The organism is Bacillus sp. AC266 (genome assembly GCF_979253805.1).
Window position 1 is genome coordinate 248,563 of sequence record NZ_CEEDEC010000002.1, and the last position, 20,990, is coordinate 269,552.

The window sequence follows — 20,990 nt, forward strand, 5'->3', positions numbered from 1 at the left end:
TGAAAAACGTTTATTATAATGTTTAGTGGGAGAGGGTTGTTTGTCCCTTGTGAAGCTTGTATGAGCGTTTTAATGGGCTTATAAAGGGTTTTGGAAGGGTGATACTTTCAAGCCTTTTAAATGAAATATGAAGGAGTGTGAGCTATGAAGTGGTTACTGTTCTTACTTATTTTAGTGCCGGCGATTGAGATTACGGTGTTAATAGGGTCGAGTCATGTAATAGGTTTATGGTCTACGTTCGCTATGATTGTATTTACGGGTATTGTGGGTGTATATTTGGCGAAACGACAAGGGTTTAAAGTACTTAGAGAGATTCAATTTAGGCTAAATAGAGGAGAAATGCCGGGTGATGCGGTTCTAGATGGTATTTTTATATTCGTAGGAGGTATTCTTTTAGTACTGCCTGGATATGTGACGGATATAATAGGTTTTATCTTTGTTGTTCCTATAACGAGGGCTTTATTGAAGCCGGCTGTTATGAAGTGGATTGATTGGAAATTTAGAAAGAGAACTACTATTATTATTCAGAAATAACGCGTAGATTATAGCGATCTACGCGTTATTTTTTTATTTGCCACTTATAGTCAATTGTTAGCTTCCTGATCGGGTTGGATTTTTGTTAGTTATTAAACGATAGGATGCAGAGGGTTCTTGTGAATGAAAAGTGTTACGTTAGGATGATGTTTTTTGCTTGTAGTAAGATTCGACTAGTGAGCAGAAGTTAGACAGGAAAAGAAAAATTACTGATTAAAGGGTTCATCTGCCTTGTTTTGTATATTTATTCATTTACATAAAAAGTAATAGATGTAAGTAATAATTATAAAATATATAGAATAAAAATGTATTTTTGTCCTAAAATATGCGTTTTTATGCAAAAAAATAAGAGGATTATCCTTTTTTAGGAAATTCTCTTATAGATGTAGGTAGTACAAAAAAGTACAGTGAATAATCAGTGGGAATTTCCCACTGATTACAGTTAATTTTTTATTGTGTATGAATTAGGAAATATTATTTTGATGGCGAACCCTTAATGAATTTCCATAAGTCGTGGAATACATGAGCTTTGTGTAATGTATTAAGTAGTACTAATATGACTGGACCGATGATTAATCCTAAAAAACCAAAGAGCTTAAAGCCGACAAATAGAGCGATGAGTGTCGCTAATGGATCTAGTCCAATATTAGATGAAAGTACTTTTGGCTCCATGATTTGTCTTTGGACAATCACGACGATGTATAGGATGAGAAGACCGATGGCGAATGCAGTATCACCTGTGAAAAATACGTATATAACCCAAGGAACGAAGACGGCTCCAGTTCCTAAATACGGGAGTAAATCGACAACCCCTGTAATAATCGCGATAGTAATTGCGTATGGCACGCGTAATATTAAAAGGCCGATTAGTACAATGATAGTTGTCATAGATACGAGTGTAAGTTGCGCTTTAACAAAACCAAACAAAGCTTTTCTTAAATCGACAAAAATAGTTTTTCCGTATCCATGCAAACGATTAGGTAGAAGTTTTCTTACTTTATGAGCAAGACGGTGCCAATCGTAACTAATGAAGAAGGTGGCTAATAAGACGAAGACAAGGACAGTTAAAGTTGTTGGTAATGCACTAATGAAATTTGTTAACCCACTTATAATGGCGGTTAAAAGTTCTTTCATTTGTGTCGTTGCTTCGGTGCCTAAGTTTTGAATGTTTTGTGTAATAGTGTATCGCTGTGGTTCTCCGAGATGATTAAATTTAGAGATTAAATCATCATAGAGAGGCATAATATGATTAAGTGCAAATTGTTGGGCGAATGCAACGATATCTGGAAACTTAACTGTAACAATTTGTAGTAAGTACGTTGTGGCAGATATTGCTTCAGTTACAAGGTATGTAACAAGTCCAACGATAGCTCCGAATACGAGAATTAAGCTAACGAGTACCGCTAATGCGCGAGGGAATTGTAGTTTTTGATTAAGGAAATTGACGACAGGATTAATCAAATAAGCGAATGCAAAAGCGATAATAAAAGGGTAGATAAGGCCTGACATGTACAGCAATGCATAGAACCCAACTACTGTTGCTACAATGACAAACATGAGTCGTAATATCATATATAGTAAGTTTCGGTTCAAAGATGTATACCTCCCATTCCAATTTGGATTATCCTAATTCGTTCAACTTATAACTAGTGAGATTCACTGATCAAAGTTTCACTTTATGTTATAGTGGAATGATGGATTTTTCCTGCTTTTTCAATATATGAGTGACCGGAAAAGCTTGGTGTTGATGCTTCTACTATATGGTAAAAACTTCATTTTCTCTTCTTTTTATTTTACCTGTTTCTTAATAGAAAAGAAAGGAGAGACGACCGTTTTTAAAAATGTATACATGCTTAAATTTTTGATGGTTAGAGTTTCAGTTTGTCATTTTAAAATATGAAAAAAATGAAGTGGTTATTGTTGCATATACATCGATATAGCATGTATAACGATAGGTTTAAAGGTATTTTTGTTTGGAAGCGAGTTCATTATTTTCAGAAAGGAAGTGCAAACATGATTAGTCAGTCAACGTTATTTTTATTCATACTACTTATTATAGGACTTATTGCTAAAAACCAATCGCTTACTGTAGCTATTGGAGTGTTATTCTTATTGAAATTTACGTTTTTAGGAGATAAAGTCTTTCCTTATCTACAAACGAAAGGGATTAACCTTGGTGTAACAGTCATTACAATAGCAGTGCTCGTACCGATTGCGACAGGGGAAATAGGCTTTAAACAACTCGGAGAAGCAGCGAAATCGTATTATGCATGGATTGCTTTAGCCTCAGGTGTGGCGGTCGCTTTGTTAGCGAAAGGCGGCGTACAATTATTGACGACGGACCCACATATTACAACCGCACTTGTTTTTGGGACAATTATAGCTGTAGCTTTATTTAATGGAGTCGCTGTAGGTCCATTAATTGGGGCTGGAATTGCCTACGCAGTTATGAGTATTATACAGATGTTTAAATAAGGAATTTTATAGTAATATAAAATTTTTGAATTCTTTCTGTTCACAAAAGTCAGATAATTGTTTATAATAGGATTAGAAACTTTGAAAAGTTACATAACAGCAGAGACTTTACACCAGATAAAATAAAAACAACATAAAACAATTTTATAATGATATTGTTTTATGTTGTTTTTATCATAAACTCTTCGGAATTTATTTTCCTCACTAACTTGTTGTTCTGAGCGTGAGGATTCGGGGAGACATTCACGCTCATGCTTTCCATGTAAGTAATGGACAATAAGAGGGGAACATCGCAATAAATTTGCATGAACGTGCATTTTGCTTGCCTAAAGAGTGAACGAGCGTTCATAATTTATAAGGGGAGCAAATAGATATAAGGAGCAAGGTTGGGAGAATTTTCAGGAAAAGGAGAGAATGTCATGACTGTTATTCGAGGTTTAGAAGGGGTAGTAGCAACAACATCATCTGTGAGCTCTATTATTGATGATACATTAACTTATGTTGGGTATAATATTGATGATTTAGCTGAGAATGCTACGTTCGAAGAAGTAGTGTACTTATTATGGCACCGCAAGCTTCCTAATGAAAAAGAACTAGCGGAATTTAGTGGAACAGTATCTGAATACTATAAAGTACCAGGTGAGATTTTAACATATTTGAAACAAGTAGATTTAAAAATCGCGCACCCGATGTCGGTTTTACGAACTGCGATTTCCATGCTATCATTATATGATGAGAGCGCTGAAATAATGGATGGAAAGTCTAATTATTTGAAAGCGGTTAAATTACAGGCTCAAGTCGGAACTTTAATTGCGGCTTATGCAAGAATTCGTAAAGGGTTAGATGTTGTTGAGCCAAGAAAAGATCTATCATTAGCTGCAAACTTCTTGTACATGTTAAATGATCGTGAGCCAAATGAAGTTGAAATTGAGGCTTTTGATAAGGCACTTGTACTTCATGCCGATCATGAGTTAAACGCTTCTACATTTACTGCACGTGTTTGCGTAGCTACACTTTCAGATGTGTATTCTGGTATTACAGCAGCAATCGGTGCATTAAAAGGTCCTCTTCACGGCGGGGCAAATGAAAATGTAATGAAGATGTTAACTGAAATTGGCGAAGAAGAAAATGTAGAATCATATATTCATAATGCTCTTCAAAATAAAGTGAAAATTATGGGATTTGGTCATCGCGTATATGAGCATGGTGATCCACGCGCGAAACACTTACGCGAAATGTCTAAGAGATTATGCGTGCTTTTAGGAGAAGACAAATGGTATAATATGTCTATCAAAATTGAAGACATTGTAACAAAAGAAAAAGGTCTTCCACCAAATGTTGATTTCTATTCAGCTTCTGTATACCATTGTTTAGGAATTGACCATGACTTATTTACACCTATCTTTGCAATTAGCCGTATGTCAGGCTGGTTAGCTCATATTCTAGAACAATATGAAAACAACCGTTTAATCCGTCCGCGTGCTGATTATGATGGACCGACACATCAAGTGTACGTTCCGCTAGCGCAACGATAAGCGAAAAACACTATTTTGATAGTGAAAATACGCTTTCAAAAGTCTGATTTTTTTGGGAAGATATAATGATTAGAATATTTAAATTTGAATAACGGTTTGAACTGAGGGGTTATTCCCTCAGTTTCATACATATGAAATTTCAAACATGGGGGTTATCACATTGACGACAGGTGAAAAAATTACTGTAACTAATGGTGTTATGAATGTACCAAACAATCCGATTATTCCATTTATCGAAGGAGATGGAATTGGTCCTGATATTTGGGCTGCAGCATCTCGCGTAATAGAAGCAGCAGTTGAAAAAGCTTATGATGGTGAGAAGAAAATCGTTTGGAAAGAAGTGCTTGCAGGGGAAAAAGCATTCAACCAAACAGGCGAGTGGTTACCAGAAGAGACTTTAAATTTAATTCGTGAATATTTAATCGCAATTAAAGGTCCACTTACAACTCCAGTTGGTGGTGGTATTCGTTCTCTAAACGTTGCGCTTCGTCAAGAATTAGATTTATATGTATGTCTACGTCCAGTTCGTTACTTTGAAGGTGTTCCTTCACCTGTAAAACGTCCGGAAGATACTGATATGGTTATTTTCCGTGAAAATACAGAAGACATTTACGCTGGAATTGAATATGCACAAGGTTCTCCAGAAGCAGAAAAAGTTCTTGCTTTCTTAAAAGAAGCAATGGGTGTTAATAAAATCCGCTTCCCAGAAACATCAGGGATTGGTATTAAACCAATTTCAGAGGAAGGGACAAAGCGTCTTGTTCGCGCTGCAATTCAATATGCAATTAACGAAAAACGCTCTTCTGTTACATTAGTTCATAAAGGAAACATTATGAAATTTACAGAAGGTGCTTTCAAAAACTGGGGTTACGAAGTAGCGGAACAAGAATTTGGCGACAAAGTATTTACTTGGGCTGAATATGATCGCATTGTTGAAAAAGATGGAAAAGATGCAGCGAATAAAGCGATGGCAGACGCAGAAGTGGCTGGGAAAATCATCGTAAAAGATTCTATTGCAGACATCTTCTTACAACAAATTTTAACTCGTCCACGTGAGTTTGATGTTGTTGCAACAATGAACTTAAACGGAGACTACATCTCTGATGCACTTGCTGCACAAGTAGGTGGAATTGGTATTGCACCTGGTGCAAACATTAACTATGTGACTGGACATGCTATCTTTGAAGCTACACATGGTACAGCTCCAAAATATGCAGGTTTAGATAAAGTAAACCCATCTTCAGTTCTTCTTTCAGGTGTATTATTATTAGAGCACTTAGGATGGAACGAAGCTGCGAATTTAGTAACTGATTCAGTTGAGAAAACAATTGAATCAAAAGTAGTAACTTATGATTTCGCACGCTTAATGGAAGGTGCAACAGAAGTGAAATGTTCTGAGTTCGCTAATGAACTTATTAAAAACATGGATGTAGCGATAATCAAAAACGCATAATTAAAGCGGGGGGTAAATTATGACAATCAAACGCAAGAAAGTTTCAGTCATCGGTGCAGGATTTACAGGAGCAACAACAGCATTCTTATTAGCACAAAAAGAACTTGCAGATGTTGTATTAGTGGACATTCCACAGCTGGAAAATCCAACAAAAGGGAAAGCGTTAGATATGTTAGAAGCGAGCCCAGTACAAGGTTTTGATGCTAACATTATTGGTACATCTGATTACGCAGATACTGCTGATTCTGACGTTGTCGTTATTACAGCAGGTATTGCGCGTAAGCCTGGTATGAGCCGTGATGACTTAGTAGCAACAAACTCTAAAATTATGAAAAGTATTACGCGCGACATTGCAAAACATTCACCAAATGCGATTATTCTTGTATTAACAAATCCAGTTGATGCAATGACATATTCTGTATTTAAAGAAGCAGGATTCCCGAAAGAGCGTGTTATCGGTCAATCGGGCGTATTAGATACAGCTCGTTTCCGTACATTTATTTCACAAGAGTTAAACCTTTCTGTGAAAGACATTACAGGATTTGTTCTTGGTGGACATGGTGACGATATGGTACCTCTTGTACGCTATTCCTATGCAGGTGGCATTCCGTTAGAAACATTAATTCCAAAAGAGCGTTTAGAAGCAATCGTAGAACGTACACGTAAAGGTGGCGGTGAGATTGTAGGCTTATTAGGAAACGGTAGTGCATATTACGCGCCAGCAGCTTCTTTAGTTGAAATGACAGAAGCGATCTTGAAAGATCAACGCCGTGTATTACCAGCTATTGCGTACCTTGAAGGTGAATATGGTTATAGTGACCTTTACTTAGGGGTACCAGTAATTCTAGGTGGTAACGGAATTGAAAAAATTATTGAATTAGAACTTCTTGCAGATGAGAAAGAAGCGTTAGATCGCTCTGTAGAATCTGTACGTAACGTTATGAAAGTTCTTGTTTAATAATTAAATATAAGTGGAAAAAGATTCGGGGCCCCGAATCTTTTTCTACTATATATTGAAATGTTTTTTTGAAATAATATGAAAACGCTATCATTTGGTGTATCCTATAATGAAACTATAGACTTATACTATACATTGCCCTCATCACAGTAAATTTCGGATAAGGTATCGCTTTTAGTAGGATAATAAGGTGAAAAAATCGGAGGGGGTTGTAACATGTTAAAGAAAAAAGTTCAAATTGGTCGTAGAATGGATGAAATTACAGTAGGAGAGAAATTATCTATCACTGAAAAAATTGAGGATAAAGATTTGTTATTGTACTTAGGGTTAACGAATGATGCCAATCCATTATATATTCAGCATGATTACGCATCCCAAACTCCGTATGAAAAGCCGATTGTCCCAAGCATTATGCTAACGGGACTGATTACAACGGCGGTTACGAAATATTTACCAGGTCCAGGTAGTCATATTACTAGGAAGGACCTTACGTTCGTGAAACATGTTCACCATTATGAAACGTTACAAATCCACTTTGAAGTTGTGGCTGTTTCAGAGGAGGAACATACAATTGATATGCTTGTATTTGCTCATGATGAAAAAGGAGAAACTGTTGTAAAAGGTTCATTAACAGTAACACCACCTTTTAAATCTGTTTCCATTATGGAAAAAGCATTAGATAATTTTTAAAAAATGAAAGTTAGAATGATATAAAAGTAGCGTTAGTCATATTCTTATTAAGGGTATGCTAGCGCTACTTTTTGTTTGGAAAGGGTGATATAACTGTGAAATGGGAGAGGGAAGACATTATTTTTGAAACGATAAGAGAAGCTGAAGTATGGGCCGATTCAATCGCGAATGAAATGTACGGGAAAGTATTTGATGGATATGAAACACCAGATTATAAAATAGCGTATGCTCTTTCGTTTTTCCTAGCGCAAAATCGAGAGTTTATAGTTCATACGGAAAAAGAGTTTAAAAAAGATAGATTCATCTATAAAGTTTGGATAGCGACCGGATAGAGGGAATGAAGTTACGATTGCTTTTATTTTCCGAAACTCTAGTACAAACGAGCTCCATGAATAGACAATTATATTGAGGGAGACCTTGTTTTCTAGTATGATGAGAATAACGGGGAAAATACTAGGATGAAGAAGGTTTCAAGTCTATAACTTGGAGGAAAAGAATGAACAATCGTATTTTAGTAGTTGATGATGAGGAATTTATCTTAACTTTAATTGAATTTAATTTACAACAAGCTGGGTTTGAAGTTATTACAGCAATGGATGGAGAAATGGCGCTTCAAAAAGCGACTACAGAACGCCCAGATTTAATTATATTAGATTTAATGCTTCCAAAAATGGATGGTATGGAAGTTTGTAAAGAATTACGATTGCAGCGTATTATGACGCCGATTTTAATGTTAACAGCAAAAGATGATGAATTTGATAAGGTGCTAGGTCTTGAGCTTGGGGCTGATGATTATATGACGAAGCCATTTAGTCCAAGGGAAGTTGTTGCTCGTGTGAAGGCGATTTTGCGCCGTACGAAATTACAGCAGGAAGAACAAGTTTCAGAATCGCCAGATGAAGAGAGCATCAAAATTGCAGAGCTTAAAATTTTACCGGAGTTTTATGAAGCGTACTTCCAAGGAAGGAAACTGGAATTAACACCGAAAGAATTTGAGTTACTTGTTTATCTTGCGAAAAATAAAAGTCGTGTATTAACTCGTGACCAATTATTAAGTGCTGTATGGAATTATGATTTTGCCGGTGATACAAGAATTGTTGATGTCCATATTAGCCATTTGCGCGATAAAATTGAACAAAATACGAAAAAACCGACGTACATTAAAACGATACGTGGTTTAGGTTATAAATTAGAGGAGCCAAAAGTGGATGAATAAGTTTCGTTCCAGGCTTCTTTTTACATTTGTTTCTCTTATCGTTTTTATTTTAGTTGGACTAGGTGTATTATTAGAAACTGTATTTGAAAACTACTATATAGATCATGCTAAAGAGAGAATGATAAAAGAGACACAGTACGTTGCGGTATTAGCAGAAGAGCAAGGGTTTGATGCTGTTTTAAAAAAGCCTTATGTATTTGAAAAGTTAGAAGAAAAAATACCAGCTTCTATTATATTTGTTGATGAAAAAAAGAAAGTTCAATATAGCGGAGGGCAACCATCTGCATTTAATCAAGAGATGATTAAAGAACTTTCTTCTGAAGCAGCAAAACAACGAAGTAAAGTGATTACGCAAGAAACAGATCAAAAGAATGAATTTTATCATGCGGTGTTCGTTCAAGATCTAGCAGGAAAACAAGGATATATTTTGGTGAAAAGTACAATTGAGCCATTGAAAGACGTACATCAAAAAACGTGGGGATTATTAATTATAGGATTTGTTATCGCTTGTCTCGTAGTCGTATTTTTAGGTATGAAAATTACGGGGCAATATATTAGGCCGATTGAATCGGTTACGAAAGTTGCCATTGAATTAGCGAAGGGAAATTATAAAGCACGCGCTTATGAAAGTCATTCGGATGAAACAGGGATGCTGAGTAAAGCGATTAATATTTTAGCTCGTAATTTACAAGAGATGACTCTTGAGCAGGAAATGCAACAGGATCGTCTGCATACGTTAATTGAAAATATGGGAAGTGGAATGATTTTAATTGATAGCCGCGGTTATATAAACCTTGTAAACCGTTCTTATAAGGAAACTTTCCACGTAACAGATGAAGAATATTTAGATCGCTTATATTATGAATCGTTTCATCATACAGAAATTATTGAGCTTGTGGAAGAAATCTTTATGACAGAAGTGAAAGTGCGTAAACAAATGTTATTGCCGCTTGGAATTGAGCGAAAGCATTTTGAAGTATATGGAGCGCCAATTATTGGGACGAACCATGAATGGAAAGGTATTGTTCTTGTGTTCCATGACATAACAGAGTTAAAGAAATTAGAACAAATGAGAAAAGACTTTTTAGCGAATGTTTCTCATGAACTAAAGACGCCAATTACTTCTATTAAAGGTTTTTCCGAAACGCTCTTGGATGGGGCTATGGATAATAAAAAATTCTGCGAACATTTCTTACATATTATTTTAAAAGAAAGTGAACGCATGCAAGGATTAATTGAAGATTTATTAGACTTGTCAAAGATCGAGCAACAAGGGTTTAAACTAAATATGGGGACCGTTGATATGAAGGAACTTCTTGAAGATATTCATATGGTGCTTGATAATAAAGCGGGAGAAAAAGAAATCTCTTTACAAGTGAATGCATTGAAACGAGTTTCCGTTATTGGAGATCCAGGCCGCTTGAAACAAATCTTTATTAATTTAATTAATAACGCGATTGTATATACACCGGCTGGAGGCGTTGTTTCTGTTGAATTGGCAGAAGATAAATATAATGCTTATATAAAAGTATCTGATACTGGAATTGGTATTAGTAAAGAGGAAATCCCACGTATTTTTGAACGCTTTTACCGAGTGGATAAAGCAAGAAGTAGAAATACGGGTGGAACGGGTCTTGGTTTATCAATTGTAAAACATTTAGTTGAAGCGCATCAAGGTACGATTACGGTGGATAGTGAGGTTGGGGAAGGAACAACATTTACAGTTGTTTTACCAAAATCAGCTACTGAAAAATAGGATGAAGGATATTTACAATATATTAACAATGGCTTAATTAAATATTAATAAAGCTCTGTTAATATAATATATGAAAACCCCTTCATCCAAGGAGTAATTTTGGACGAGAGTAGTTATGCTATTCTCGTCACTTCCCTTTATGCCAATGTAAGTCTGTTTATATATGATAGAAAAAAACCGTTATTTTTCTTCTCTCTATTAGTCATGTTAATATAGAGAGAGGACAGGAACGGTTTTTTTCTGTGGAAAAAATTGTTTCAAATATGTATGGGGAGGTTTGTAGTTTGGAAAAAAAAGTCGTATTAGTAGATGGTAATAATATCGCGTATCGTGCTTTCTTTGCACTACCGCTTTTAAATAACGACAAAGGTATACATACGAACGCAATTTATGGTTTTACAATGATGTTAATGAGGATACTAGAGGAAGAAAAACCGACGCATATGCTTGTGGCGTTTGATGCGGGGAAAACAACATTCCGTCATAAAACGTATAGTGATTACAAGGGAGGGCGTCAAAAGACTCCACCTGAGTTATCAGAGCAATTCCCGTTTATTCGTGAGGTGCTTGATGCATTCAATGTACCGCGTTATGAGCTGGAAAATTATGAAGCGGATGACATTATGGGAACGTTAGCGAAAGAAGCGAGTGAGCAAGGGTTTCATGTTAAAGTTATTTCAGGAGATAAAGATTTACTGCAACTTGTTTCAGATAATACACTCGTATGTATTCCTCGCAAAGGGATTACGGAAGTAGATGAATATACGAAAGAAGCTTTATTTGAGAAATATAGCTTATCACCAAAGCAAATTATCGATATGAAAGGTTTAATGGGAGACCAATCGGATAACATTCCAGGTGTACCAGGTGTTGGTGAGAAGACAGCAATTAAATTATTAACGCAATTTGAAACGGTAGAAGCAGTATATGAAAACTTAGATCAAGTGAGTGGAAAGAAATTAAAAGAAAAGTTAGAAGCGAATAAAGAACAAGCTCTTATGAGTAAAGAACTTGCGACTATTATTACAGATGCACCGATTACTGTGCATGTAGATGATATGGAATATAAAGGGTATGAACCAAGCAATTTGATTCCAATGTTCGAGAATTTAGGATTTACATCCCTTTTAAATAAGTTAGGTGTTACGCCGGAGGAAACGGCTCCAGCTGAATTAGATGATATTACATTTGATATTGTAGAAGAAGTTGCAGAAGAAATGCTTCAGCAAGATAGTGCGCTTATTGTTGAAGTGCAAGAAGATAATTATCATAAAGCCGATATTCAAGGTTTTGGTATTCAAAATGAAAATGGTTGTTACTTTATTCCAGCCGATGTTGCTCTTAAATCGGATGCTTTTAAAGAGTGGCTTGCAAATGGAGAAATGAGAAAACATACATTTGATGCGAAGCGTGCTATCGTTGCTCTCAAGTGGAAAGGTGTAGATATTCAAGGGATTGACTTTGATTTATTAATTGCCGCTTATTTACTTGATCCAGCCGATACAGATAAAGATTTCCGTACTGTAGCGAAAATGAAAGAAACGCATGCCGTAAAATCTGACGAAGAAGTTTACGGGAAAGGTGCGAAGCGTGCTGTTCCGGAGCTAGAGGTAGTAGCGGAGCATGTAGCTCGTAAAGTGCATGTATTATATGATGTAAAGCAAACGTTCTTAGAAGAATTAAAAAAGAACGAGCAATATGAATTATTTACGGAATTAGAATTACCACTTGCACGTGTATTAGCTGATATGGAAGTGAAAGGTGTAAAAGTTGATACGGAGCGTCTTCGTAATATGGGAGAAGAACTTGCAGGTAGATTAAAGGAAATGGAACAGGAAATTTATAAGCTTGCGGGAACAGAATTTAATATTAATTCACCGAAGCAACTTGGGGTTATTCTGTTTGAGAATTTAAACTTACCAGTTATTAAAAAGACGAAAACAGGTTATTCTACGTCGGCGGATGTATTAGATAAACTTATGGATCGTCATGAAATTATTCCAAATATTTTACATTACCGTCAATTAGGAAAGCTAAATTCAACTTACATTGAAGGTTTATTGAAAGTTGTACATGAAGATTCATCTAAAATCCATACTCGTTTTAATCAAGTGTTAACGCAAACAGGTCGATTAAGTTCAACAGATCCGAACTTACAAAATATCCCGATTCGCTTAGAAGAAGGAAGAAAGATTCGTCAGGCATTCGTTCCATCAGAAGAAGGATGGATCATGTACGCGGCTGATTATTCACAAATCGAACTTCGTGTGCTTGCTCACATTGCAAATGATCCAGGGTTAGTTGAAGCGTTCCAACATGACATGGATATTCATACGAAAACAGCTATGGATGTATTTGGTGTTGGGAAAGATGAAGTAACATCTAACATGAGACGACAAGCAAAAGCTGTTAACTTCGGAATTGTGTATGGTATTAGTGATTATGGTCTTTCGCAAAACTTAGGAATTACAAGAAAAGCAGCAGCGGAATTTATTGAAAAGTATTTAGAAAGTTTCCCTGGTGTACAAGAATACATGGATGAAATCGTAAAAGATGCGAAACAAAAAGGATATGTGGTTACATTATTAAATCGTCGCCGTTATATTCCGGAAATTACGAGTCGTAATTTCAATTTACGTAGCTTTGCTGAGCGTACAGCTATGAATACACCAATTCAAGGTAGTGCGGCTGATATTATTAAAAAAGCGATGATTATTATGGCAGATCGTCTAGAAGAAGAAGGATTACAAGCACGTCTTCTTCTGCAAGTACACGATGAATTGATATTTGAAGCACCAAAAGAAGAAATTGAAAAATTAGAGAAGCTTGTACCTGAAGTAATGGAGCATGCAATTGAACTAGCCGTTCCATTGAAAGTTGATTATTCTTACGGTCCAACTTGGTACGATGCGAAATAAGGACGTGATGAAATGCCGGAATTACCAGAGGTTGAAAACGTTAGACGGACGCTTGAAAATCTTGTAACAGGAAAAACGATTGAAGATGTCGTTATTACTTATCCCAAAATAGTAAAACGACCGGATGATGCAGAAATTTTTAAAGAAATGCTAAGAGGCGAGACAATTGAAAATATAAAGCGAAGAGGTAAGTTTTTACTTTTGTATGTAACGAACTATGTAATTGTTTCACATTTGCGCATGGAAGGTAAGTTTTTACTTCATCAAGAGGATGAGCCGATTGATAAACATACGCACGTCCGTTTCTTATTTACAGATGGAACTGAATTACATTATAAAGATGTGAGAAAGTTTGGTACGATGCATCTCTTTAAGAAAGGTGAAGAGTTGAATCAAATGCCTCTTGCTGACTTAGGCCCGGAGCCATTTGATGCTGAATTGACACCGCAGTATTTACAAGAAAGATTGGAAAAAACAAATCGTAAAATAAAAGTCGTATTATTAGATCAGCGTCTTTTAGTAGGGCTTGGAAATATATATGTAGATGAAGTGTTATTCCGTTCTCAAATTCACCCAGAACGAGAAGCTGCATCTTTAACAAAAGAAGAAGTAGAAAGAATTTACGAGGCGATTGTTACAACGCTGGGCGAAGCTGTTAAGCGAGGCGGAAGTACAATTAGAACGTATATTAATTCACAAGGACAAATTGGTTCGTTCCAAGAACTTCTAAATGTATATGGGAAAAAAGGAGAACCGTGTGTTACTTGCGGTACGATATTAGAGAAAACAGTTGTTGGCGGAAGAGGAACGCATTACTGCCCGATTTGTCAGCCGAGAATATAGAAAAGAGATAACATCGGATAGGCATTTGTCATATACATACAGCAGGGCTATGTATAAGGGAGGAGCTTACCGATGTACCTTTATTTATCTCTTATTTTATTAGCTTTTACATTAAGCTTAGATAGCTGTAGTGTAGGGCTAACATATGGTTTAAGAAGCGTAAGAATTCCACTAAGGTCAATTATAATTATCGGGATCTGTTCAGCAGCTGTAATGCTCGTTTCCATGGGAATTGGACATATGATCGCGAAAATATTTTCACCTGTTATCGCAACGCGTATCGGTGGGCTTGTTCTTATTGGAATTGGAATTTGGGTATTATACCAATTTTTTCGAAGTGATAAAAAAGAAGAACCGAAGCAAGAGGAGAAGGTTTGGAAATTAGAAATTGCTTCACTCGGGCTAGTGATTCAAATTTTGCGGAAGCCGACAGTTGCGGATTTTGATAAATCAGGAACTATCTCTGCAGGAGAAGCGTTACTTCTCGGTATCGCTCTTTCTATAGATTCGTTTGGTGCTGGAATTGGTGCATCTTTATTAGGTTATGCACCCGCGATGATGGCGGTATTAGTCGCGGTTATGAGTTCTTTATTTTTATTTATTGGAATGAAGCTCGGTACGATTTTATCAAATATGAAATGGTTACAAAAATTTACATTCCTGCCTGGGGTATTACTCATTATTATTGGAATTTGGAAAATGTAAGTATGGGCGTGGAACATTAGTTTCGCGCCTTTAATATTGTGAGGAGGATTATTATGACAGTAGTAATTGGATTAACAGGAGGCATTGCAAGCGGAAAAAGTACGGTATCAGAAATGTTTCGTGAAATGAGTATACCGGTTATTGATGCAGATATTATTGCGCGAGAAGTTGTAGAACGAGGAAAACCGGCATATAACAAAATTGTAGAGGTGTTCGGAACGGAAGTGTTACAAAAAGATGGAGAGCTTGATCGACCAAAGCTTGGGAGTGTCGTTTTTTATAATGAAGAAAAACGATTGCAGTTAAACGAAATTGTTCATCCTGCAGTGCGTGAAGAAATGAATGCACAAAAGGAGATGTACATAAAAGAAGATATGCAAGCGGTTGTGTTAGATATCCCTCTTTTGTTTGAAAGTAAATTAACAAATCTCGTTGATCGTGTTTTAGTTGTAGCAGTCACACCGAATACGCAATTGGAACGTTTAATGAAACGAAATAACTTTTCAGAAGAAGAAGCAAAGGCTCGTATTCAATCTCAAATGCCATTAGAAGAAAAAGTAAAGAAGGCAGATGAAGTAATTTATAATGATGGCACAATTACTGGAACGAAAACACAATTAGCCTCTATTTTGAAAGAATGGAACATTATTGATTAAAAAATTGTGAAATTAATGAAAATGCTTAGTGACATATCTCCTTTTTGTGTTATACTATTATTGGGATTGGAGATAAATAGTATAACGCATTCAAGGGGGATAACATATTATGACTCGTGTGGCAATTAATGGATTTGGACGTATCGGGAGAATGGTATTTCGTCAAGCAATAAAAGAAAGCGCATTCAAAATTGTAGCAATAAATGCAAGCTATCCATCAGAAACGTTAGCGCATTTAATTAAATATGATACAGTTCATGGAAAGTTTGACGGAACAGTGGAAGCATTTGAAGATCACTTACTAGTTGATGGGAAAATGATTCGCCTTTTAAACAACCGCGATCCAAAGGAGTTGCCTTGGAAAGATCTAGGTGTTGAAGTTGTAATTGAAGCAACTGGTAAATTTAACTCGAAAGAAAAAGCAATTCTTCATGTTGAAGCTGGAGCGAAAAAAGTTATTTTAACAGCACCTGGTAAAAATGAAGATATAACAATCGTAGTTGGTGTGAACGAAGACCAATTAGATATTACAAAGCATACTGTTATTTCAAATGCATCTTGTACAACAAACTGTTTAGCGCCTGTTGTAAAGGTGTTAGATGAGCAGTTCGGAATTGAAAACGGTTTAATGACAACTGTTCATGCTTATACAAATGACCAAAAAAATATTGATAACCCACATAAAGATTTAAGAAGAGCGCGTGCTTGCGGACAGTCTATCATTCCAACAACGACGGGTGCTGCAAAAGCGCTAGCAAAAGTTCTTCCACACTTAAACGGAAAACTTCATGGTATGGCCCTTCGTGTACCAACACCAAACGTGTCTCTTGTTGATTTAGTAGTAGACGTAAAACGTGATGTAACAGTTGAAGATATTAATGAAGCGTTCAAAACTGTTGCAAACGGTGCATTAAAAGGAATTGTAGAATTCTGCGAAGAGCCTTTAGTGTCTATCGATTTTAATACAAATACACACTCAGCTATTATTGATGGTTTGTCTACAATGGTAATGGGTGATCGTAAAGTGAAAGTACTTGCTTGGTATGATAACGAGTGGGGCTACTCTCGTCGTGTTGTAGATCTTGTAACGTTAGTTGTTGATGAATTAGCGAAACAAAAAAATGTGCAACATATTTAAGTGAACGAGAGAGGGCAAGTGAAAATTTGCCCTCTTTTTTATTTTTTTCTGAAAAGGAAAAAAATTATATAAGTATATTTTTAAATAGTGGACATACCACGAAACGTTGGGATTACTGTATTCGTGAATCATTAATTTTTTTTAGGGAAAAGTAAAGAGGAAAATATGACAGAAAATCGAAAAAACTGTTGTTGCAAAATGAAAATAAACAAAGTATACTAACACTCGTAAACTTAAGAGCTGAGGTACGTAGTCACTACTTAAAGGGTTAGGACCTCTCTGGACTAACTTTCCCCCGTGGTAGTGGAGCAAGCCAAATTGCAAATTAGTTTTCAATTCGAACAGTTAGAATAAATTTACAAGGGGGAACTGTAGAATGGATACTATGGATACGATGGGTCGTCACGTGATTGCTGAACTTTGGGATTGCGATTTCGACAAGCTTAATGACATGCCGTATATTGAACAATTATTTGTGGATGCAGCACTAAGAGCTGGTGCTGAAGTACGTGAGGTTGCTTTTCATAAATTTGCACCACAAGGTGTAAGTGGAGTAGTAATTATCTCGGAATCACATTTAACAATTCATAGCTTTCCGGAGCACGGTTACGCAAGTATTGATGTTTATACTTGTGGGGATCGTATTGATCCAAATGTTGCTGCAGAATATATTGCAGAAGGTTTAAACGCGAAAACGCGTGAGAGCATCGAGCTTCCTCGAGGCACTGGTAGCTTCGAAATTAAGCAGAGAGAAACAAAAGCTCTTTAAAAAAGAACATAATTGATTTAAAATGTAAAGAGGTGTATAATGCACCTCTTTTTTAGTTTATATAAAATAGGATCACGATATGTAATAACTTAGAGTGGTCATTATAGAAGAATGAGTTATATAATATTGTATATATATTTTCACATGTAGGTGAGTAGCGAAAGAATAAAGATTATAGTGTAAAGGAGTGAATGAATTGCGTTGTCCATCCTGTTTTCATAATGGAACAAGAGTGTTAGATTCGCGTCCGGTAGACGAGGGGCGCTCTATTCGAAGAAGAAGAGAGTGTGAAAGTTGTTTAAGTCGCTTTACGACATTTGAAAGAGTAGAAGAATCACCTCTTATCGTTGTTAAAAAAGAAGGAACACGAGAAGAGTTTAATAAAGAGAAAATTTTACGCGGTTTAATTAAAGCGTGTGAAAAAAGACCTGTATCTTTAAGGCAGTTAGAGGAAGTAACACAAAGTGTGGAGCGTGAACTTCGTAACTTAGGTATATCAGAAGTGAAAAGTGATATGATTGGTGAAATTGTTATGGAAGAACTTCGTGATATTGATGATGTTGCTTACGTACGTTTTGCTTCTGTGTATCGTCAATTTAAAGATTTAAATGTATTTATTGAAGAATTAAAAGATATACTGCAAAAAGAGAGAGAGTAGAAGGAATCTCTTTATATACTGTAAGTAAACGAGATAAGAGAGCTAGAAGCGGAAGCTAATAGCTCTTTTTCGCTAATAAATTATATAATAAAGATAGAACGAGTGAAATGTAGGCTAGATTGGATGAGAGAAAGGAAAAGCAAGAATGGAAAAACAGTCATGGATGGAGCTATTGCCGATTGATCGTTATAAAGTAAGTGCGAAAGGGTTGTTACATAATTACGACCGGAAAGTATTAACGATGTTGTATCAGCCGTTAATAGGTAGTAGAGCTTTTAGCGTATACATGACACTATGGGGAGAGTTAGAGCAAGATCGTGTGTTTGGAAAAGAGAATACACATCACTCCCTTATGGTGACTATGCAAATGCAACTTCCTGAAATATATGGGGAACGAGTAAAGTTAGAAGCGATTGGTCTTTTAAATGTATATATTAAGAAAGAAAAAGATATTCGGATGTTTATATATGAATTGCAACCACCTTTATCTCCGAAGCAGTTTTTTGATGATATTGTTTTAAGTATCTTTTTATATAATCGCTTGAGTCGGACAAAATACAACCAAGTAAAGCAATATTTCTTAGAAGAAGAATTCGATTTTGCTTCTTATGAAAATGTTACGCGCTCCTTCAACGATATATTTGATTCGTTTAACCCAGGTCAGTTTGAATATGCGCAAGAAGAACTGCGTATCCCGAAAACGACAATTATGCCAAGTAACGAGAATGGGGATGCTCCGAAAGTTTGGAACGATTTCTTTGATTTCTCTTTATTTGTAGACGGACTATCAGCCCTTGTTCCTAAAAAGGCGATTACAGATCAAGTGAGAGAATGTGTTATTACACTCGCTTATGTGTACGGTGTGGATGTGTTATCGATGCAAAATATCGTTCTTGGCGCAGTGACAGAAGTGCAAACAATTGATATCGAAAGGCTTCGGAAGGGAGCACGCGATTGGTATCAATTCGAAAATGGTCAAGCGTTACCTGTATTAAGTGAAAGAGTGCAACCTCATGCTGCTCGTACAATGAAAGAGAAAGAGCCATCTACGCAAGAAGAGATGCTAATGAAACAGTTAGAGGAAATCTCGCCAAAACAACTATTGAAAGAGATTTCAGGCGGTGCAGAGGCGACGAAAGCGGACTTGCAAATCGTTGAGGATGTAATGATAAATCAAAAGTTAACGCCAGGGGTTGTGAATGTACTTATTTATTACGTTATGCTACGCTCAGATATGAAGCTTGCTAAAACGTATGTCGAGAAGATTGCTGGACATTGGGCGCGAAAAAAGGTCGGTACAGTAGGCGAGGCGATGGCGCTAGCGAAAGAAGAGAATCGTCAATATCAAGAGTGGGCTGAGACGAAGAAAAAAGGTCGTACAGCGAAGAAAACAGTGCGAAAAGAAATGGTACCAGATTGGCTTAAAGAAGAGTCGAAAGAAGAAGAGAAAGAACCTGTGAAAAATGACGTAAGTGCGAAAAAAGATGCAAGTACGTTAGAAGATGAACGGAAACGATTAGAAGAAGTATTGAAAAAATATAAGCGTGATTAATAAAAGAAAATGAACGCTCTTTGAGGTGAGAAAATGGAGCATATTCAAAATTCATTTACGAAATTAATGGAAAATAAAAACTTTAAAAATAGATATGAAGTCTTAAAGGCAGAAGTGATGGCGCACCCTCGTGTGAAAGAATTTATAGACGAACATAAAGGTGAAGTAACGACTTCTATGATTGAACGAAGTCTTGTGAAGTTATATGAATATATTGGACAAAGTGTAGGGTGTGCGGATTGTCCAGATTTAGGGTCATGTAAAAATATGCTACAAGGATATGAGCCGAAGCTCGTCATTCAAGGTAAGATGATTGATATTCAATACGATCGTTGTATTAGAAAAGTAGCATATGATGAGAGAAAAAAATATGAAAAACTCGTTCAAAGTGTATATATGCCAGTTGACATTTTGCAGGCAACTATGGAAAATTTAGACCCTTCAGATTTAGATGCACGTATTGATGCAATAGGTGCAACGAATGAATTTTTAAACACATATGAACCAGGTAAAAAAGCACAAGGTTTATATTTGTACGGTAAATTTGGTGTAGGGAAAACATATCTTTTAGGGGCAATTGCAAATGAACTTGCGCGAAAGAAAATTAGTTCGATGCTCGTATACTTCCCTGAATTTTTACGTGAAATCAAAAGTTCGATTCAAGATAATTCGATTAGCGGAAAGATTGATGCTGTCAAACGTGTACAAGTATTAATGTTAGATGATATCGGGGCAGAAGCGATGTCAAGTTTTGTACGTGATGATGTACTCGGTGCAATCTTGCAATTCCGTATGTTGGAAAACTTACCGACGTTCTTTACATCTAACTTTGATTTCAAACAGTTGGAACATCATTTAACGTATACACAGCGCGGTGAAGCAGAAGAGATGAAAGCGGCCCGTATTATGGAACGAATTAAATATTTAGCGAAGCCAATCCCAATTGGCGGGAAGAATCGTCGTAATAAGTAAAGAGCGAGCTGAGAAGCTTGCTCTTTTTTATCCCGCTATTGGCGGGCAGTAAGACTCCCACCTCAAAATTCGGCTGTAAAGCAAAGAAGTTAGGTGGGAGCCCTGCTGCCCGTAAAAGCCCGATTGGTGCGGGCTAATAATCAGTGAACGATGGACAAAACC

General features: G+C 36.3%; 19 protein-coding genes. 18 read left to right on the plus strand and 1 reads right to left on the minus strand.

The annotated features are described in order from the left end of the window. The first annotated feature begins 144 nt into the window (after positions 1 to 144). Positions 145 to 534, plus strand: coding sequence for an FxsA family protein (locus AC0IXC_RS08815; protein ID WP_471652831.1), 390 nt, complete (start codon positions 145 to 147; stop codon positions 532 to 534). A gap of 474 nt (positions 535 to 1,008) precedes the next feature. On the opposite strand, the gene ytvI is transcribed toward AC0IXC_RS08815, so the two are convergent. Further along, a complete protein-coding gene (ytvI, locus tag AC0IXC_RS08820) occupies positions 1,009 to 2,127 on the minus strand; it encodes a sporulation integral membrane protein YtvI (RefSeq protein ID WP_002143350.1) in 1,119 nt (372 codons plus the stop codon). 420 nt (positions 2,128 to 2,547) lie between these two features. Here ytvI and AC0IXC_RS08825 point away from each other — a divergent pair, with 420 nt between their 5' ends. The 17 genes from AC0IXC_RS08825 to dnaI all read left to right on the plus strand — a co-directional run bounded on the left by AC0IXC_RS08825 (position 2,548) and on the right by dnaI (position 20,828). Continuing rightward, positions 2,548 to 3,009 (plus strand): DUF441 domain-containing protein, encoded by a 462-nt coding sequence (locus AC0IXC_RS08825; RefSeq protein WP_000625507.1) that lies wholly within the window; start codon positions 2,548 to 2,550, stop codon positions 3,007 to 3,009. 386 nt (positions 3,010 to 3,395) lie between these two features. Further along, positions 3,396 to 4,544, plus strand: coding sequence for a citrate synthase (citZ, locus tag AC0IXC_RS08830; RefSeq protein ID WP_002015492.1), 1,149 nt, complete (start codon positions 3,396 to 3,398; stop codon positions 4,542 to 4,544). Positions 4,545 to 4,704: 160 nt separating this feature from the next. Further along, positions 4,705 to 5,997: an NADP-dependent isocitrate dehydrogenase gene (gene icd / locus AC0IXC_RS08835; protein ID WP_002088934.1), complete on the plus strand. Its 1,293-nt coding sequence runs from the start codon at positions 4,705 to 4,707 to the stop codon at positions 5,995 to 5,997. A 19-nt stretch (positions 5,998 to 6,016) separates the two neighbouring features. Beyond that, the gene (gene mdh / locus AC0IXC_RS08840) at positions 6,017 to 6,955 is read left to right on the plus strand and encodes a malate dehydrogenase (RefSeq protein WP_002034284.1); all 939 of its coding nucleotides are present in this window, start codon (positions 6,017 to 6,019) and stop codon (positions 6,953 to 6,955) included. 216 nt (positions 6,956 to 7,171) lie between these two features. Beyond that, a complete protein-coding gene (locus AC0IXC_RS08845; protein ID WP_002015489.1) occupies positions 7,172 to 7,645 on the plus strand; it encodes a MaoC/PaaZ C-terminal domain-containing protein in 474 nt (157 codons plus the stop codon). Positions 7,646 to 7,740: 95 nt separating this feature from the next. Continuing rightward, positions 7,741 to 7,977, plus strand: a complete 237-nt coding sequence (locus AC0IXC_RS08850; RefSeq protein ID WP_002034283.1) for a hypothetical protein — start codon at positions 7,741 to 7,743, stop codon at positions 7,975 to 7,977. A gap of 164 nt (positions 7,978 to 8,141) precedes the next feature. Further along, positions 8,142 to 8,861, plus strand: a complete 720-nt coding sequence (gene phoP, locus AC0IXC_RS08855; protein WP_002015484.1) for a two-component system response regulator PhoP — start codon at positions 8,142 to 8,144, stop codon at positions 8,859 to 8,861. Then, positions 8,854 to 10,617: a sensory box histidine kinase PhoR gene (gene phoR / locus AC0IXC_RS08860; protein WP_002167588.1), complete on the plus strand. Its 1,764-nt coding sequence runs from the start codon at positions 8,854 to 8,856 to the stop codon at positions 10,615 to 10,617. The genes phoP and phoR overlap by 8 nt, the downstream gene beginning before the upstream one ends. Before the next feature lie 284 nt (positions 10,618 to 10,901). Continuing rightward, a complete protein-coding gene (polA, locus tag AC0IXC_RS08865) occupies positions 10,902 to 13,535 on the plus strand; it encodes a DNA polymerase I (RefSeq protein WP_471652832.1) in 2,634 nt (877 codons plus the stop codon). A gap of 12 nt (positions 13,536 to 13,547) precedes the next feature. Beyond that, positions 13,548 to 14,378: a DNA-formamidopyrimidine glycosylase gene (mutM, locus tag AC0IXC_RS08870; protein ID WP_471652833.1), complete on the plus strand. Its 831-nt coding sequence runs from the start codon at positions 13,548 to 13,550 to the stop codon at positions 14,376 to 14,378. A 72-nt stretch (positions 14,379 to 14,450) separates the two neighbouring features. Beyond that, complete coding sequence (ytaF, locus tag AC0IXC_RS08875) at positions 14,451 to 15,083, plus strand: sporulation membrane protein YtaF (protein WP_002034279.1); 633 nt, start codon at positions 14,451 to 14,453, stop codon at positions 15,081 to 15,083. Positions 15,084 to 15,136: 53 nt separating this feature from the next. Further along, positions 15,137 to 15,739, plus strand: a complete 603-nt coding sequence (gene coaE / locus AC0IXC_RS08880; protein ID WP_002034278.1) for a dephospho-CoA kinase — start codon at positions 15,137 to 15,139, stop codon at positions 15,737 to 15,739. A 109-nt stretch (positions 15,740 to 15,848) separates the two neighbouring features. Further along, positions 15,849 to 16,877, plus strand: coding sequence for a glyceraldehyde-3-phosphate dehydrogenase (locus AC0IXC_RS08885; RefSeq protein WP_033709483.1), 1,029 nt, complete (start codon positions 15,849 to 15,851; stop codon positions 16,875 to 16,877). Positions 16,878 to 17,262: 385 nt separating this feature from the next. Then, positions 17,263 to 17,646, plus strand: coding sequence for an adenosylmethionine decarboxylase (gene speD / locus AC0IXC_RS08890; RefSeq protein WP_002003660.1), 384 nt, complete (start codon positions 17,263 to 17,265; stop codon positions 17,644 to 17,646). A 196-nt stretch (positions 17,647 to 17,842) separates the two neighbouring features. After that, positions 17,843 to 18,304, plus strand: coding sequence for a transcriptional regulator NrdR (gene nrdR / locus AC0IXC_RS08895; protein WP_001203686.1), 462 nt, complete (start codon positions 17,843 to 17,845; stop codon positions 18,302 to 18,304). A 145-nt stretch (positions 18,305 to 18,449) separates the two neighbouring features. Then, positions 18,450 to 19,856, plus strand: coding sequence for a replication initiation and membrane attachment family protein (locus tag AC0IXC_RS08900; protein ID WP_471652834.1), 1,407 nt, complete (start codon positions 18,450 to 18,452; stop codon positions 19,854 to 19,856). 33 nt (positions 19,857 to 19,889) lie between these two features. Beyond that, the gene (dnaI, locus tag AC0IXC_RS08905; protein ID WP_002015473.1) at positions 19,890 to 20,828 is read left to right on the plus strand and encodes a primosomal protein DnaI; all 939 of its coding nucleotides are present in this window, start codon (positions 19,890 to 19,892) and stop codon (positions 20,826 to 20,828) included. Positions 20,829 to 20,990 lie beyond the last annotated feature (162 nt).

What these genes read in the sequence shown, in the direction of transcription:
- dnaI (WP_002015473.1), top strand. Translation starts at nt 19,890, where the DNA reads ATGGAGCATATTCAAAATTCATTTACGAAATTAATGGAAAATAAAAAC.
- mdh (WP_002034284.1), top strand. Translation starts at nt 6,017, where the DNA reads ATGACAATCAAACGCAAGAAAGTTTCAGTCATCGGTGCAGGATTTACA.
- AC0IXC_RS08825 (WP_000625507.1), top strand. Translation starts at nt 2,548, where the DNA reads ATGATTAGTCAGTCAACGTTATTTTTATTCATACTACTTATTATAGGA.
- AC0IXC_RS08845 (WP_002015489.1), top strand. Translation starts at nt 7,172, where the DNA reads ATGTTAAAGAAAAAAGTTCAAATTGGTCGTAGAATGGATGAAATTACA.
- phoR (WP_002167588.1), top strand. Translation starts at nt 8,854, where the DNA reads ATGAATAAGTTTCGTTCCAGGCTTCTTTTTACATTTGTTTCTCTTATC.
- phoP (WP_002015484.1), top strand. Translation starts at nt 8,142, where the DNA reads ATGAACAATCGTATTTTAGTAGTTGATGATGAGGAATTTATCTTAACT.
- ytaF (WP_002034279.1), top strand. Translation starts at nt 14,451, where the DNA reads ATGTACCTTTATTTATCTCTTATTTTATTAGCTTTTACATTAAGCTTA.
- AC0IXC_RS08815 (WP_471652831.1), top strand. Translation starts at nt 145, where the DNA reads ATGAAGTGGTTACTGTTCTTACTTATTTTAGTGCCGGCGATTGAGATT.
- speD (WP_002003660.1), top strand. Translation starts at nt 17,263, where the DNA reads ATGGATACGATGGGTCGTCACGTGATTGCTGAACTTTGGGATTGCGAT.
- AC0IXC_RS08900 (WP_471652834.1), top strand. Translation starts at nt 18,450, where the DNA reads ATGGAAAAACAGTCATGGATGGAGCTATTGCCGATTGATCGTTATAAA.
- AC0IXC_RS08885 (WP_033709483.1), top strand. Translation starts at nt 15,849, where the DNA reads ATGACTCGTGTGGCAATTAATGGATTTGGACGTATCGGGAGAATGGTA.
- mutM (WP_471652833.1), top strand. Translation starts at nt 13,548, where the DNA reads ATGCCGGAATTACCAGAGGTTGAAAACGTTAGACGGACGCTTGAAAAT.
- coaE (WP_002034278.1), top strand. Translation starts at nt 15,137, where the DNA reads ATGACAGTAGTAATTGGATTAACAGGAGGCATTGCAAGCGGAAAAAGT.